At 67.9% G+C, this 15,281-nt stretch carries 16 protein-coding genes; 10 read left to right on the top strand and 6 right to left on the bottom strand.

Annotated features, from left to right (window positions below; all coding sequences use genetic code 11):
- Window positions 1-64 precede the first annotated feature (64 nt).
- Together ACILRJ_RS11745 and ACILRJ_RS11740 are read left to right on the top strand one after the other, a co-directional pair.
- On the top strand, window positions 65-577 hold the full coding sequence (locus ACILRJ_RS11745) for an SET domain-containing protein (RefSeq protein WP_395683373.1): 513 nt from the start codon (window positions 65-67) through the stop codon (window positions 575-577).
- Between the two features lie 85 nt (window positions 578-662).
- Window positions 663-1,799, top strand: a complete 1,137-nt coding sequence (locus ACILRJ_RS11740) for a hypothetical protein (RefSeq protein ID WP_395683372.1) — start codon at window positions 663-665, stop codon at window positions 1,797-1,799.
- Window positions 1,800-1,845: 46 nt separating this feature from the next.
- Here ACILRJ_RS11740 and hemE read toward each other — a convergent pair whose 3' ends face one another.
- Entirely contained in the window at window positions 1,846-2,901 is a 1,056-nt protein-coding gene (gene hemE, locus ACILRJ_RS11735; protein WP_395683371.1) for a uroporphyrinogen decarboxylase, read from the bottom strand.
- Window positions 2,902-3,020: 119 nt separating this feature from the next.
- Complete coding sequence (locus ACILRJ_RS11730; RefSeq protein WP_395683370.1) at window positions 3,021-3,281, bottom strand: WGR domain-containing protein; 261 nt, start codon at window positions 3,279-3,281, stop codon at window positions 3,021-3,023.
- A gap of 166 nt (window positions 3,282-3,447) precedes the next feature.
- On the opposite strand from ACILRJ_RS11730, the gene ACILRJ_RS11725 reads away from it, so the two are divergent.
- Window positions 3,448-5,859, top strand: coding sequence for a TonB-dependent receptor plug domain-containing protein (locus ACILRJ_RS11725; RefSeq protein WP_395683369.1), 2,412 nt, complete (start codon window positions 3,448-3,450; stop codon window positions 5,857-5,859).
- A gap of 114 nt (window positions 5,860-5,973) precedes the next feature.
- Here the strand turns inward: ACILRJ_RS11725 and aroB are convergent, their stop codons facing one another.
- Window positions 5,974-7,068 (bottom strand): 3-dehydroquinate synthase, encoded by a 1,095-nt coding sequence (gene aroB / locus ACILRJ_RS11720; RefSeq protein ID WP_395683368.1) that lies wholly within the window; start codon window positions 7,066-7,068, stop codon window positions 5,974-5,976.
- A complete protein-coding gene (locus ACILRJ_RS11715; protein WP_395683367.1) occupies window positions 7,065-7,616 on the bottom strand; it encodes a shikimate kinase in 552 nt (183 codons plus the stop codon). The genes aroB and ACILRJ_RS11715 overlap by 4 nt, the downstream gene beginning before the upstream one ends.
- A gap of 247 nt (window positions 7,617-7,863) precedes the next feature.
- On the opposite strand from ACILRJ_RS11715, the gene xrtH reads away from it, so the two are divergent.
- The 7 genes from xrtH (at window position 7,864) to ACILRJ_RS11680 (ending at window position 13,971) form a co-directional block, all read left to right on the top strand.
- Window positions 7,864-8,355, top strand: a complete 492-nt coding sequence (gene xrtH, locus ACILRJ_RS11710; protein ID WP_395683366.1) for an exosortase H — start codon at window positions 7,864-7,866, stop codon at window positions 8,353-8,355.
- An 80-nt stretch (window positions 8,356-8,435) separates the two neighbouring features.
- Window positions 8,436-8,639, top strand: coding sequence for a dodecin family protein (locus tag ACILRJ_RS11705; protein WP_395683365.1), 204 nt, complete (start codon window positions 8,436-8,438; stop codon window positions 8,637-8,639).
- Window positions 8,640-8,690: 51 nt separating this feature from the next.
- Window positions 8,691-9,389, top strand: a complete 699-nt coding sequence (locus ACILRJ_RS11700; RefSeq protein WP_395683364.1) for a response regulator transcription factor — start codon at window positions 8,691-8,693, stop codon at window positions 9,387-9,389.
- A gap of 173 nt (window positions 9,390-9,562) precedes the next feature.
- The gene (locus tag ACILRJ_RS11695; protein WP_395683363.1) at window positions 9,563-10,111 is read left to right on the top strand and encodes a hypothetical protein; all 549 of its coding nucleotides are present in this window, start codon (window positions 9,563-9,565) and stop codon (window positions 10,109-10,111) included.
- Window positions 10,112-10,130: 19 nt separating this feature from the next.
- Window positions 10,131-11,942: a hypothetical protein gene (locus ACILRJ_RS11690; protein ID WP_395683362.1), complete on the top strand. Its 1,812-nt coding sequence runs from the start codon at window positions 10,131-10,133 to the stop codon at window positions 11,940-11,942.
- A complete protein-coding gene (locus tag ACILRJ_RS11685) occupies window positions 11,939-12,439 on the top strand; it encodes a Rab family GTPase (protein ID WP_395683361.1) in 501 nt (166 codons plus the stop codon). Before ACILRJ_RS11690 ends, ACILRJ_RS11685 begins: the two co-directional genes overlap by 4 nt.
- Window positions 12,436-13,971 carry an ATP-binding protein gene (locus tag ACILRJ_RS11680; protein WP_395683360.1) on the top strand — a complete coding sequence of 512 codons (1,536 nt, stop codon included), beginning with the start codon at window positions 12,436-12,438 and terminating at the stop codon, window positions 13,969-13,971. Before ACILRJ_RS11685 ends, ACILRJ_RS11680 begins: the two co-directional genes overlap by 4 nt.
- A 114-nt stretch (window positions 13,972-14,085) precedes the next feature.
- On the opposite strand, the gene ACILRJ_RS11675 is transcribed toward ACILRJ_RS11680, so the two are convergent.
- A complete protein-coding gene (locus ACILRJ_RS11675; RefSeq protein WP_395683359.1) occupies window positions 14,086-14,886 on the bottom strand; it encodes a cobalamin-binding protein in 801 nt (266 codons plus the stop codon).
- Between the two features lie 49 nt (window positions 14,887-14,935).
- Window positions 14,936-15,277, bottom strand: a complete 342-nt coding sequence (locus tag ACILRJ_RS11670; RefSeq protein WP_395683358.1) for a hypothetical protein — start codon at window positions 15,275-15,277, stop codon at window positions 14,936-14,938.
- Window positions 15,278-15,281: the final 4 nt, after the last annotated feature.

The following is a 15,281-nucleotide window of genomic DNA, read 5'->3' as shown; positions in this document are numbered from 1 at the left end:
TCGAGCGGCGCGCGCGGGACGCGTTATGATGCGCGTTCCCTTCCAGCCGAACTCCCAGCGCTCCATGCCAAAACGCATCGCAGCCCGCCGCTCGCCGATCCACGGCAATGGCGTCTTCGCCCTCGTCGACATTCCCAAGGGCATCGAACTCATCGAATACCGCGGCAAGCGCCTGACCCATGCGCAAGCGGATCGTCTCTACGCGAACACCAGCGACAGCGGCCATACGTTCCTGTTCACGCTGAATGACCAGTACGTCATCGATGCGACCAGCGAAGGCAACATCGCGCGCTGGATCAACCACAGCTGCAAGCCGAATTGCCGCGCCCTGCTGGAGGAAGACGAAGGCGGCGACCGGCGCAAGGACCGCGTGCTGATCGAGACGCTGCGCCCGTTGCGCGTCGGCGAGGAACTGACCTACGACTACGGCATCGTGCTGGAGGAGCGCCTCACCCCGCGCCTGAAGGCGATCTGGGCCTGTCGTTGCGGTGCGCCGAAATGCAGCGGAACCCTGCTGCGGCCGAAGCGTCGCCCGGTGGCACGCAACGCCGGCGCGAAAAAACGCCGCGCCACCTGACCCTGTCGCGCGCGATGGATTGTCGACACGGCAACTGGGCGCGTAGGATGCTTCCCGCCAAGGGGATATCCAGGTTGTGCAGCACGTGAGCGACGTCAAGACCATCGCTGTGGCGGGAGTATCCGAGCAGGAAGTCGCGCATTTGCGCCTCCTGATCCGCAAGTGTGCCGAAACGCTGGGCCAGGAATGGCGTTGGGGCGAGGAAAGCGGCGCCGATCTGCTCGTGGTCGATCCCGACGTGTTCGCCGGCCAGATGGCCCGCACGCGCGCCCAGGGCACCGGCGTGCGTTGCGTGGTGTTCTCCGATCGCGACGTCGAGGGCGCCGATCTCGTGCTGCGCCGACCGCTCACGCGCGCCAACCTGGTCGATGTGTTGAACAAGGTGCGGGCGAGTGCGTCGCCCGAGCCGGAAATCGCCAGCGCGACCCGCAACGAGGACTTCTACAGTCAGGACCTCGGCGAGGATTCCTCGGTTGCGCCGCCGATCGACCTCGCGCTGCCGGCCAGCGGCCTCGACGAGGCGTTGCGGCCACAACCGCTGGAACTGCGCGAGATGGTCGCGCGCGACGCGCCGGTGCCGCGCGCGGTCATCCCGACCGACGTCACGCGCAAGTACGCCACGCGCGAGGCGATGCTCGAGGAGACCGCCCCACGCGACCTGCGCGAATATCTGGAAGGCTCCCTGCTGCGCATGCCGGCACGCTATTCGCTCCCGGGCGCGCCGGTGCTCATGCTCGATCCGAAGAACAAGGTCGCGCATGCCGCGGGCGGCCTAGGCGCCTTGCAGCCGTACTGCCGGGCGAAGTGGCGCCTGTGCGACTGGCAACCGCTGACCGGCGCGGAACTCGCCGAAGCGCGCGCGGAGCAGCAGGCGCATGCCTATCCGCGCCTGGTCTGGTTGCAGGTGTTGCTGCAGGGGGACGGACACCTCGCGCGCCATCTCGACCCGGGCGGAACCTACCGGCTCAAGCAGTGGTTCGATATCGACAAGGATCTGGCACGCTACTTCCGCATCGCCAAGGCGTTGCTCGAACCGGCGCGATTGCACGAAGTCGCCGCCGCAGCCGGCGCGCCGATGGCCGAGGTGTTCAATCTGGTCAACGCCTACGATGCGATCGGCCTGATCGAATGGACGCCGCGCGCGCACCGCACCGGTCCGGCCGAGCCCACGCCCTCGCTCATGGGCAAGCTGAAGAAGCCCTGGAAGCGCTCGTACCGGTAGGTGGGACCAGGCGCACGATCGCATCCGGTTGTCGCGGCGTACTGCCCTACGCGCTCTTTCGATACGCGTGCACGGCATCGACCAGCACGGCGACATGGGCGGGATCGATGTCGGGGGTGATGCCGTGGCCGAGGTTGAAGACATGGCCCGGCGCGCCCGCGTACGCGTCCAGTACGCGATGGGCCTGCGCGCGGATCGTTTCCGGCGAGGCGGCCAGCGTGGCCGGGTCGAGATTGCCCTGCAACGCGACGCGCTGGCCGACGCGCGCGCGCGCCTCGCCGAGGTCGATCGTCCAGTCCACGCCAAGTGCATCACAGCCCGTGTCGGCGAGCGCTTCGAGGTGTGCATTCGCTCCCTTGGAGAACAGGATCAGCGGTACATCGCGCGTCGCCGCGTCGGCCTTCAGGCGCTGGGCGATCGCGGCCAGCGATCGTTGCGAGAACTCGCGGAACATCGCCGGCGCGAGCAGGCCGCCCCACGTGTCGAACACCATCAATGCCTGCGCGCCCGCCGCCGCCTGTGCGGCGAGGTAGCCCACGACCGATTCGACCAGCACCTCGAGCAGGCGGTGCATCGTCGCCGGGTCCTCGAGCGCCAGCGCCTTCGCGCGCGCGAAGCTCGACGAGCCTTCGCCTTCGATCATGTAGCAGGCGAGCGTCCACGGGCTGCCGGAAAAGCCGATCAGCGGCGCGCGTTCGCGCAGCTCGCGGCGCACGAGGCGAACCGCGTCGGTGACGTAGCGCAGATCGGTTTCCGGATCGGGCACACCGATTCGCGCGATGTCGGCCGTGCTGCGCAGCGGGCGCGCGAACTTCGGGCCTTCACCGTCGACGAAATGCAGGCCAAGGCCCATTGCATCGGGAATCGTGAGGATGTCGGAGAACAGGATTGCCGCATCGAGCGGAAAGCGCGCCAACGGTTGCAGGGTGACTTCGCACGCGAGTTCCGGCGTCTGTGCGAGCGCGAGGAAACTGCCGGCGCGCGTGCGCGTGGCGCGGTACTCGGGCAGGTAGCGACCGGCCTGTCGCATGATCCAGATCGGCGTCATGTCGACGGGTTCGCGCCGCAGGGCGCGCAGGAAACGATGGTCGGGTGTGGGCATGGGACGTCCTTCGTTGACGCGCATTCCCGCGCAGGCGGAAATCCGGTGTCTTGCATTCAAAGGTTTGAAGTCGCTGGGCCCGCGCTTCGCAGGGACGACATCGGTGGTACAGAGGTTCCCTATCGCGCGTGCGGCCCTTCGAAGCCCTGGCTGAACATCACGTGGAAACCGCGCTTGAGCTGCGCATCGCGCGCGCTTTCAAACGCGCTCAATGCGGCGTCGCGTTCGAGGTAGACCTCGCGCTTGCTGCTCGCTCGGCTGCCTTGCTGGCCCCATTCGCGGAACAGCGTCCAGCCGCCGAGCAGATCCTGCTGCAGCACGAGCTGGTAGTAGCGCGGCGCGTCCGCACCGGCGGGTTGGGTTTGCATGAACAGGCGCATGGGTACCATCGCGACAGAGCAGGCAATTGTAGCGCCGCAGGCGCTGCGGGCGTTAGCCACGCCCACGCGGCAGAACCTGAAGCCGCTGCGGCTCTCGGTCGCAGCTCGCCGCGCAGGGAATCGGGTAAGCTCCGCGCACCAAAAAAATATACCCGGGGAGGGTTTCATGGACACATCGCGCACGCTGCGCGCGGCAATCGCCGCGGCCCTGATTGGAAGCGTAGGCACGCTGTCGGGCACGGCATTCGCCGCCGACGAGCAGCAGGGTTCGGCGCCCAAGGCGGTCGACGACAAGCAGGTCACCGAACTGGAAGGGCTGACCGTGCTCGGCTCGCGCCGCTTCGACCGCTCCTCCGACACCGACACACCGGTACCGGTCGACATGCTGCCGATGCAGAAGGCGGCGGAGCAGGGCGGTTCGTTCGATCTCGCGCAGACCCTGCAGTACACCGCGCCGTCGTTCACCTCCGGCCACCAGACCGGCGCCGACAACGCGGACTCGGTCGATTCGGCCGCGCTGCGAGGCCTCGGTTCCGACCAGACGCTCGTCCTCATCAATGGCAAGCGCCTGCATTCCACTGCGCTGGTCAACCTGTTCGGTGCGCGCAACCGCGGCAATACCGGCACCGACCTCAACACGATCCCGCTGCTCGCGATCGACCACGTCGAGATCCTGCGCGACGGCGCCGCGGCGCAGTACGGCTCGGATGCGATCGCCGGCGTGATGAACATCGCGCTGAAACGGCGCAAGGGTTGCGAAGGCCTCGCCGGCTACGGCCAGTACTCGCGCGGCGACGGCGAGAACTGGATCGTCTCCGGCTACTGCGGCTTCGCGGTAGGCAATGACGGCGTGGTTGCGCTGACCGGCGAATACCTCGATCGCGGTCGCTCCAACCGCTCCGGCCCGGACAATCCGCGCACGATCGGCGACACCCAGGTCAGGAACGGCACGGTGTATTTCAACGGCGACCTGCCGTTCGGCGACAGCGCGCATTTCTATTTCGACGGCGGCCTGCAGAACCGCGATGCCTCGTCCGGCGCGTTCGCGCGCGGCGGGCTCGGTTCGGACGACATCCCGTCGCGCAATTCCGCTGCGATGTACCCGGACGGCTTCGTGCCGTTCATCGATCCGTACGTGCAGGACCGCCACGGCACCGCCGGCATCTGGTGGAACTGGAACGACTGGCGCATCGACGTGTCGCAGACGCTCGGTTACAACAAGCTGATCGACACGATCCGCCACACGCTGAATGCGTCGATCGCGAACCATGACCTCGAAAGCGGCGGCGCCGGCCTCAGCCCGAACCAGTTCAACGCGGGCGGCTTCTCGTTCACGCAGGCGACCACCAACCTCGACTTCTCGCGCTTCTTCGACGGCTGGCTGCACGGCACCAACATCGCGTTCGGCAGCGAGTTCCGCCACGAGAACTACCAGATCTTCGCGGGAGAACCCGGTTCGTACATCGATGCCGACGGTCCCGGCGGCGGCAACGCCGGCAGCCAGGGCTTCCCCGGATTCCAGCCGGCCGACGCCACCGACAAGAGCCGCAACAGCTGGGCCGCCTATGCCGACGTCGAGACGAACTGGACCGATCGCTTCATGACCGACCAGGCCGTGCGCTACGAGCACTACAGCGACTTCGGCTCGACCGCGATCGGCAAGCTCGCGGGCGCGTTCCGCGTCACCGACGACTTCCTCCTGCGCGGTTCGCTCAGTACCGGTTTCCGCGCGCCGTCGCTGCAGCAGCGCTGGTTCTCCTCGACCTTCACCGACTTCATCAGCGGCGTGCCGGTCGATGTCGTGCTCGCGCCGAACGGCGGGGCGATCGCGCGCGCCGCCGGCATTCCCGACCTCAAGGAAGAGAAGTCGCGCAGCGCGACGGTCGGCTTCACATGGAAGCCGATGGAGGACGTCTCGGTCACGCTCGACGGCTACCGCATCGACATCGACGACCGCATCGTGCTGACCGGGTATTTCGACACCTCCGACCCGGACATCGGCGCGATCCTCGAACAGCTCGGCGTCGGCTCGGCGCAGTTCTTCGTGAACTCGGTCGACACGCGCACGCAGGGCTTCGACCTGACCGTGAGCCACGGCATGGACCTCGGCAACGGTCGCCTCGAGAGCTTCCTCGCGTTCAACCGCGGCACGACGAAGGTGCGCAAGGTGCATACGCCGCCGAACCTGGTCGGCCGCGAGGATTCGCTGCTGGGTGAACGCGACCGGCTGTTCATCGAAGGCGGCGCGCCGCGCTCGAAGGCGACCCTCGGTTTCGACTACTCGATCGGCAACTGGGACACCAACCTCAAGCTGATCTACTTCGGACGCATGACCCTCGGCACGTTCTCCGGACCGCCGGTGCCGAACCAGCAGTACGGCGCCGCGACCTCGGCCGACGTCAGCGTGACCTACAGCTTCAATGACGCGACCAAGCTGACCGTCGGCGGCATGAACATCCTCGACAAGTTCCCGACCGCGCAGAACCCCGACGAGACCGACAACGGCTTCAGGTACGAAGCGGTCCAGTTCGGGCTCAACGGCGCGGCGTGGTTCGTGAGGCTCGCGCACAAGTTCTGATTGTCGCTGTCGCGGCACGTGCGCGAGCGCGGTAGGGCGGTACGCGCGAAGCGCGTGCCGCCGGAAGCGTCATCGCGCCGCATGGCGGGACTCGCGCATCGCGCTCGACCCGCCCTACTGCCTCATGTTCGACCCGCTCTCCGCAAGCGCGGCGAGGATTTCGCGTTCGTCGACACCGGCGACGACTTCGGCGGCGCCGATGCCGCGCCAGAGGATCAGGCGCAACGTGCCGGCGACATTCTTCTTGTCGAGGCGCATGAGTTCGACCAGTTGCTGCGGATCGCCCGGCGGGGGTGTCGTCGGCAGGGCGAAGGTGGCGAGCAGCGCGGACAGGCGTTGCGCGTCTTCGATCGGTGCGCGGCCGAGCGACGAGGACAGCCGCGCGGCGAGCAGCATGCCGATCGCGACCGCTTCTCCGTGCAGCAGGGTGCCGTAGCCGGTCGCGGTTTCCAGTGCGTGGCCGAACGTGTGGCCGAAGTTCAGCAGCGCGCGTTCGCCGTGTTCGTGTTCATCGCGGGCGACCACGCCGGCCTTGTGGCGGCAGCTCGCCGCGATCGCTTCGGCCAGCGCGACGGGCTCGCGCGCGATCAGTGCGCCGGCATTCGCTTCCAGCCAAACAAAGAACGCGGCGTCTCCGATTGCGCCGTACTTGACGACTTCGGCAAGTCCGGCGCGGTATTCGCGCGGTGGAAGCGTCGAAAGTGTCGAGGTGTCGGCCACGACCGCACGCGGCTGGTGGAACGCGCCGACAAGGTTCTTGCCGGCGGGCAGGTTCACGCCGGTCTTGCCGCCGACCGAGGAATCGACCATCGCGAGCAGGGTGGTCGGCATCTGCACGAAGTCGATGCCGCGCATCCAGCACGCGGCGGCGAAACCGGCGAGATCGCCAATGACGCCGCCGCCGAGCGCGATGATGGTCGCGTCACGGGTCGCGCCGAGTGCGGCGAGCCGATCGAACACGTGGCCCGCATGCGCGAGAGTCTTGTACTGCTCGCCGTCCGGCAGGATCAGCGCCGCCTGCTCGAACCCGGCAAGGCTGTCCTGCACGCGCGCGAGGTATAGCGGCGCGACTGTTTCGTTCGTGACGACCAGTACGTGACGGGCGCGGATCGCGCTGCGCCAGCGCGCGCCGTCGCCGAGCAGGTCGGTGCCGATGTGGATCGGATAGCTGCGTTTGCCGAGCGCGACGTCGAGCGTGAGCGGCGTCATGCGGCGGCCTCGCTGTCGCCGCGGCGCCAGCGCGCTTCGAGCAGGTCGAGCAGGTCGTGCGCGGCGTGCATGCTGTTGCCGACGCCGGTCGAGGGCAGGCGCAGGTCGGCGATCTCCGCATACAGCGGATTGCGCTCGCAGGCGAGCTTCTCCAGTCGTTCGCGCCGGTCGGGCGCCTGCAGCAACGGTCGCTGGCGATCGCGCGCGAGGCGCGCCAGCTGCGCGTCGACGCTCGCGTCGAGCCAGATCACGAAGCCGCGCGAACGCAGCAGGCGGCGGTTGTCCGCGTCGAGGATCGCACCGCCGCCGGTTGCGAGCACGATACCGTCGCGTGCGACGCTGTCGGCGAGCGCCGCATGCTCGCGTCGGCGGAACCCGGCTTCGCCCTCGAGTTCGAAAATCAGGCCGACGGCGGCGCCGGTGTGTGCTTCGATTTCGTGGTCGAGGTCGATGAACGGCATGCGGAACAACTCGGCGATCTGTCGGCCGACGGTCGTCTTGCCGGCACCCATGGGACCGACCAGGAACAGGTTGGGTGCGGGATTCATTGGGAAATGCTAACAGGGCTGAGGGCTGGGGGCTGGGGGCCGAGGGTTGCCGGCGTGTCCGCGTCTGCGGCAAGTCCGTTATCCTTGTGCTTCTGCACAGCGATGCATCGCTCCTATCTCGTCATCCCTGCGAAGGCCGGGATCCATGTGCGCTTGGCCTTCTGGGGAAGATCAAAATGGATTCCGGCCTTCTGCGGAATGGCGGACGTTGTTCAGACCTTCCTCACTCCTCGGCCCTCAATAGCAGATGCTCGGCTTCATCCTGAAATTCCTCGCCATCCTCGGCGTGCTGTTCTACGCCGAACTGCTGCAACCGGTCGACCACCACGTGATCGAACCGTTCACGGCGGCGATCGCGAAGGTCAGCGTATGGCTGGTCGGCCTGTTCGATTCGCATGCGATCTCGTACGGCAAGATCCTGCAGAGCACCACCAATGGCTTCGCGATCTCGATCGAGCGTGGCTGCAACGGCGTCGAGGCGGTGATCATCCTCGTCGCGGCCATGCTCGCGTTCCCGGCACCGTGGAAGCATCGGCTGGCCGGCCTCGGCGTCGGCTTCGGCGCGATCCAGTCGCTCAATCTCGTGCGCATCATCAGCCTGTTCTACCTCGGCCAGTGGAACCGCACCTGGTTCGACTGGTTCCACTTGTACCTCTGGCAGGCGCTGATCGTGCTGGACGCGCTGGTCGTGTTCCTGCTCTGGCTGCGCTGGCTGCCACGCGAGCGTGCGCCTGCCTGAACATGCCCGGGCGGGTCGTGCATCCGCCTCGTCATTGCTTTGCTATAGTGGGATCGTCATCACTGTGAAGGAGCCTGGTCATGTCCGTCGCCAAGGTCATCGAACTCAGCAGCTCGTCCACCAAAGGCATCGAGGATGCGGTGCAGCACGGCTTGCGCAAGGTTTCGCAGACGGTCAAGAACATCACCGGTGCCTGGGTCAACGACATCAAGGTGGTCACCGGTCCCGACGGCAGCATCACCGAGTGGCGCGTCAACATGCGCATCAACTTCATCGTCGATTGATCCGTCCCGAGGAGCGGCCGGCCTGACCCCTCTACCTATCGCGTCCCCTCCATGAATAAACTCGGCCTGGTAGTCGGATTGCTCGAGGACGATGAGGACATGGCGACGCTGGTCGGGCAGTGGCTGGAGGATGCCGGCTACACGGTACGGCTGTACCGCAACGCCACCGAGTACCGGCGTCGCCAGGGTGGCGAGGCGGTCGACCTGCTGCTGCTCGACTGGATGCTGCCCGACGGCAGCGGCATCGAGGTGATCGAGGCGATCCGCTCGTCACCGAACAGCCGCTTGCCGGTCGTGTTCCTCACCGCGCGCGACAGCGAGGACGACATCGTGCGCGGACTCGCCAGCGGTGGCGACGACTACGTGGTAAAGCCGCCGAAGCGGCGCGAGCTGATCGCGCGCGTCAATGTCGTCCTGCGCCGTCACGGCGCCGACAACGAGGCGGGCGACAGCCTGGAACTGCCACCGTATTCGCTCGACGGCGCGCGCCGCCGCATCAGCGTCGACGGCCGTGAGGTGGAGCTGACCCAGCGCGAGTTCGACCTCGCCAGTTTCCTGTTCCGGCGACATGGTCGCATCGTCAGCCGCGACGCCCTGCTCGAGAATGTCTGGAACCTCAGCGCCGCTGTTTCCACGCGCACCGTCGACACCCACGTCAGCCGGCTCCGCAAGAAGCTCGAACTGAGTGGCGAGCACGGCTGGCGGCTGGCCGCGATCTACCAGCACGGTTACCGGCTCGAACCGATCTGAAGCCGGCCTGTGCGGCGGCCGCGCGGAGTGCAAGAATGCCGCTACAGTTCCGGGGGGATGCGATGGCCACCGCAGCGAAACCGGTTTCCCGCAAGAAGAAGGTCGAAGCGCGCGCGCGCGCGACGCCGGAACGGCGTCCGCAGGTCTCCCGTCCGCACACCAGGAGCAAGCTCATGGCAGACCCGAAGAAGCCGGCGCCCGACGCGGCCGACCGCAACGTCGACCAGATCCGCGACATCCTGTTCGGCGGGCAGATGCGCGACTACGAACGTCGCTTCCAGGACCTCAACCAGCGCTTCGAAGCCGAGATCGCCCGCATGCGCGAAGCGCAGGACAAGCGCCTCTCTCAGATCGACAAGCGCCTCGACGACCAGCTCGACAAGCTGAACAAGCTGGTGCGCCAGGAGATCGAGGACCGTAACGGCGCGATCGACGATCTCGAATCGCGCCTGCAGCAGGCCGCGCGCACCACGCGTGGGGAACTCAACAAGGCGCTGGAGGCGCTTGGCCGCGAGCTCGCGCAGAGCGACGAACGCCTGCGCGGCAGCATCGCCGACCTCGGTGCGAGCCTGCATGCTCGCGCGGGGGAAGCCGAGACGGCGCTCTCGCGCGCCGGCGCCGAGCTGCGCGCGGACAAGGTCGGGCGCGACGATCTCGCCGCCCTGCTGACCGAATTCGCGCTGCGCCTGCGCGGCGAGTTCGACCTGCCGTCGCCGAAGTAGGAGCGGGACGGAGCGGCGCGTGACCATCCCGCCATCCGGCAACGCACTCGACCCGTCGCCTGCCGCGATCGTGCCGTCGGCTGCGGCGACGGACGAGCGGGCCGCCGGCGAGCACGCTTCCGAGGACGATTTCGAGCGTCTGCGCGAGTTGCTGCTCGGTGGCGAGCGACGTGATCTCGCCGCCGCGCGCGCGCGCATCGAGGAGCTGGAGCGCAACCAGCACGACCTGCCCCGGCGCCTGCCGGGCGCGGCGGTCGAAGCGCTCCGCGTCGGCGACAACACGCGCGTCGCCAGCGCCCTTTCCGAACCGGTCGCGCAGGCGCTCGGCACGGCGGTGCAGAACAACCGCCAGAGCATCGTCGACGCACTGTTCCCGATCATCGGTCCGATGATCCGCAAGGCGATCTCCGAGGCGCTGCGTGGTCTCGTCGACAACCTGAATGGCGCGATCGAGAGCAGCTTCACCCTGCGCGGACTGCAATGGCGCCTCGAAGCCTGGCGCGGCGGCGTGCCGTACGCGCAGGTCGTGCTGAAGCATCGCCTTTCCTACGGCATCGACCACGTGTTCCTGATCGAACGCGGCAGCGGCCTCGTCCTGCAGCACGCCTCCGCTACCGGCCAGCAGTCGCTCGATGCGGATGCGATCGCCGGCATGCTGACGGCGCTCGGCGACTTCGTCGACGATTCGGTCGGCGACGACCGCGGTGGTGCACTCGACTCGGCGCAGGTCGGCGAGTATCTGGTGTGGGTCGAGCATGGCCCGCGGGCGAGTCTTGCGTGCTTCATGCACGGTGTGCCGCCGGCGGAATTGCGCGTGTTGCTTGAACAGCGCGTCGAGGAGATCCACGCGCAGATGCTCGCACTGCCGGCCGAGGCGTCGCTGCACGTCATCGGCGACAACATGCTGGTGCGCGAGCTGCTCGACCCGCACGCATTGCTGCGCGATGCCGAAAACGCGACCGCGCCGATCGGCGCGCGCAGGACCTCGCATGCTCCGATCGTTGTCATCGCGCTGATCGCGCTGGCGCTCGCGGGCTGGTTCGCCGTCGATCGCTTCCGCTGGAGCACGCGGGTGCAGGCACTGCGCACGCAGCTCGTCGCGCAGCCCGGGTTCGTGCTCGGCGGCATCGAATCGAAGCCATGGAAGTCGCTCGTCGTACGAGGCCTGCTCGATCCCGATGCGCCGCCGCTGGCGCCGCTGCTGGCCGCGGCCGATCTCGGCAAGGTGGTGCCGCATCTCGACACATCCGGCTACGTTTCGACCGACGATGCGCTGATCGCGCGGCGTGCCATGCGCCTGCTGGCGCCGCCTTCGACGGTGACAACGACCGTGCACGGCGGCGTGCTCCACCTCGATGGCGAAGCGCCGGCGGAATGGATCGATGGCGCCGCGGCGCGCGCGGGCTGGATCGCGGGTGTCACGCGCGTCGAATCGAGGCTGGTACCCGCGATGGATGCGGCCACCGTCGCGCGCACCGAACTCGGCCGCGTGCTTGCGAGCCTCGACGACCTCGTCGTGCCGTTCGTGCGGGACGCCGAACCCGTGCCGGACGCGGGAGCCGCCGTCGATCGCATTGCGGCCGCACTCAAGCGCGCATCGGCGCTCGCGCCGGTGGCGCGGCAACGCATCGCCATCAACGTGTTCGGCAGCAACGACGACAGCGGCAGCAGCGAGGCGAACGCGCGCGTGCGCCTGCAACGCGCGCAATGGCTTGTGCTCGCGCTCGCCGCGCGTGGCATCGACGGCGCGCGCCCGCTCGATGGCCAGGATGGGGCGCCGGACCGGCGTGCGGCGCATGTGCGCGCGACGATCGTCGAGGGGACGCCATGAGCACCGCCGTGTACAAGGTGTGCATGCTCGGCGACTTCGGCGTCGGCAAGACCAGCCTTGTCGCGCGCTACGTGCGCAGCACGTTCTCGGACAAGTACCTGACCACGGTAGGGGTCAAGGTGGACAGCAGGGAAGTCGCGCTGCCCGGCGGCGACGCGGTCAAGCTGGTGCTGTGGGACATCGCCGGGCGCAGCGCGCTGGATGCGCCCAGTGTGAGCTATCTGCGCGGTGCCTCGGCCCTGCTGCTGGTCGCCGACGGCACCCGCGAAGGCAGTCTGTCCTCCGCGCTGAACCTGCTGATGCAATCGCGCAGCAGCCTTCCCGACGCGTTCGCGGTGCTCGCCGTCAACAAGCTCGACCTGCTGGATCGCTGGGAAGTCGCGCCGGCGACGCTGGCCGAATTGCGCCGCAGCCTGCCGGTGTTCGAAACCAGCGCCCTGTCCGGCGCCGGCGTTGAAGCGGTGTTTGCCGAAATCGCCACGAGGTTGCGCGCATGATCGTCGACGCGACCCTGCCGGCGGTGGCGCAGGCTTACCTGCGTGCGGTGCTGGTCGATCGCGCGCACCTGTTGCTGCTGAGTTTCTCGCTCGACTGGCAATTGCAGGCTGCGCACGGCGACGCCGCGTTCCACGGCATCGACGTGGAAGATGCGGAGAGCCTGCACACGTTGCGCGATCTGTTCGTCGGCCTGCCGCTCGACCACGACCAGGATATTCCGTTCGTCGAGCTCGCCAACGGTCGCAGCGCGCATGTGCACCTGATCGCGGATGGCCCGGGATTCCACCTGTTGCTGCTCGATGTCGAAGACGCGCGGTCGCAAGCGCGTTCGCAGCAGCAGCTGGTGCACGAGGCGGTGATCGCGAGCCAGGCCAAGTCGAAGGCGATTGGCCAGCTCAAGGACATCCGCAGTGAGCTTGAGCGCCAGCGCGCCAGCCTGGAAGAAGCCAACGCGCTGAAGAATGCGCTAATCGCCACGCTCAGCCACGAGTTCCGCACGCCACTGACGTCGATCTTCGGCTATCTGCACCTGATCGAGCGCCGCGCCCGCGTCGATGCGACTTCGGAGCAGGCGCTGCAGGCGGTGCGACGCAGCGCGACCTATCTGTTCACGCTCGCCGAGAACCTGCTCGAATACGGTCGCGGCGAAGCCGGTGGCGGGCTCGTCAATCCGGTCGACGTCGACCTCGCTGCGCTGCTGGCCGACATCGAGGCGATGTTCGCGCCGCTGGCCGAAGCGAAGGGTGTCCGCTTCCTCGCCCGTTTCGTGCGTGAGGATGCGAGCGTGCCGCGCTTCGACGAGGTCAAGCTGCGCCAGATCGCCACGAACCTGTTGTCGAACGCGATCCGCTACACCGCGCGCGGCGAGGTTGCGTTGGCGCTGACGTGGCGGGGACAGCGTCTGCAGATCGAAGTGCGCGACAGCGGCATCGGGATCGCTCCGGAATTCATCGACAGCGTGTTCAAGCCGTTCAATCGCGGTGGCCAGGCCGGCAGCAAGGGTGCCGGCCTCGGCCTCAGCATCGTGCGCCGGCTGGTCGAGCAGATGCAGGGCACGCTCGCGGTCGAGTCCGAGCCCGGCCGCGGCACGTGTTTCCGCGTCGACCTGCCTTCGGCGAGCAGCCTGTCGTCGGATGCGCGCGTCGACGATGCGACGTTGCGCGGCCGTCGGGTACTGGTCGTCGACGACGACCCGGACATCGCGCAATTGCTCGAAGTGCTGCTTACGGATCTCGGCTTCACGGTCGACCTGCTCGGCGACGCGCTTGCGGCGCTCGAAAGCGTGATGCGAGCGGCGCCGGACGTCCTGCTGATCGACGTCGAACTGCCCGGGATGTCCGGCAACGCCGCCGCGTACAAGTTGCGCGCGCAGGGTTATCGCGGCCAGATCGTCACGCTCTCGGCGAACGCGAGCGCCGACGCGCGCGATGCCTCGCTGCGCGCTGGAGCGAATCACTACCTGACCAAGCCGCTTGAGCTCGAACGCTTGGTCGCGGTCATGCGCCAGGCGATCGAACAGGAGTCGACATAGCGGACCTGGCTCCGCTCAAGGAAGCGGGACAGGGTTTCGCGCGCTCATTTTGCAGCGCCGAGCTTGCTCGGCTCGTCCGGCCGCGTTACGCAGGGCAGCGGGGCAAGCTCCGCGCTACGCGTGGCTCCAGCGCGCGACGATCGCGTGGATCGCGTCGAGGCCATCGAACAATGCCGCAGGGCCGGGTTGCAGGATCAGCGGCGACTTGATCTCGTGCAGTTCACCATCGCGCACGGCGGGAATCGCGCTCCAGCCCGGGCGGGCGGCGACGCGTTCGGGACGAAACTTCTTGCCGCACCATGAGCCGAGGATGATGTCCGGCGCGCGGCGCACGACTTCCAGCGGATCGGCGAGGATGCGGTCGCGCGCGAGCGGCTTCAGCGCGCGCTCCGGGAACACGTCGTCGCCACCGGCGATGCGCACGAGTTCTGCGACCCAGCGGATGCCGCTGATCGGCGGCTCGTCCCATTCCTCGAAGTAGACGCGCGGCCGGCGCGGCAACGCGCGCGCGGCCTGCTCGACCGCGGCGAGATGGCGCTCGGCCGACCGCGCATAGTGTTCCGCGCGCTCGTGCGCGCCGACGAGCGCGCCCAGACGGCGGATGTAGTCGAGGATGCCGGCCACGCTGCGATGGTTGCTGATCCACACCTCGATGCCGGCCTTGACGAGATCGCGCGCGATGTCGGCCTGGATGTCGGAAAAACCGACCACGAAATCGGGTTCGAGGCGCAGGATCTCGTCGATCTTCGCGCTGGTGAACGCGGAGACCTTGGGCTTTTCCTTTCGCGCGCGCGCCGGCCGTACGGTGAAGCCGGAGATGCCGACGATGCGGTCCTGCTCGCCGAGCGCGTACAGCACCTCGGTCGGTTCCTCGGTGAGGCAGATGATGCGTCGTGGACCGATAGCGCTCGACATGCGCCGGATTGTCGCATGGCGCGCCGCAGCGCTCCCAAGGCGCCGCAGATCAGGGCAGGGGCAGCAGCGACTCGTCGACGAAGATCGCGGGGATCCGCCATGGATGATGCGGGCGGATGCCGTCGTCGATCACGCGCTGCAGGCGCCCGGAATCGCGCGGGATGCAGAACTCGATGCGCACGCTGGCACCGCTTTCGAGCTCGCCGATGGTGCCGAGTGCGGGGTCTGCGCCGGTGAGCGGACGAAACTGCTCGACACCGGGCGCGGCGATCCACGCGACGCGGTCGTAGTCACCGATGCGCAGGTCGTCGACGGCGCAGATCCCGTCCAGCACGCGCTGCACGTGTTCGGTAGGCACCCAAACGCTGACGCGGTAGACCGGCAGGATCATCGCG

It is taken from the genome of Dokdonella sp. (assembly GCF_044227025.1).
Classification (GTDB): Bacteria; Pseudomonadota; Gammaproteobacteria; order Xanthomonadales; family Rhodanobacteraceae; genus Dokdonella_A.
This window is presented reverse-complemented; position numbering and strand designations above follow the sequence as displayed.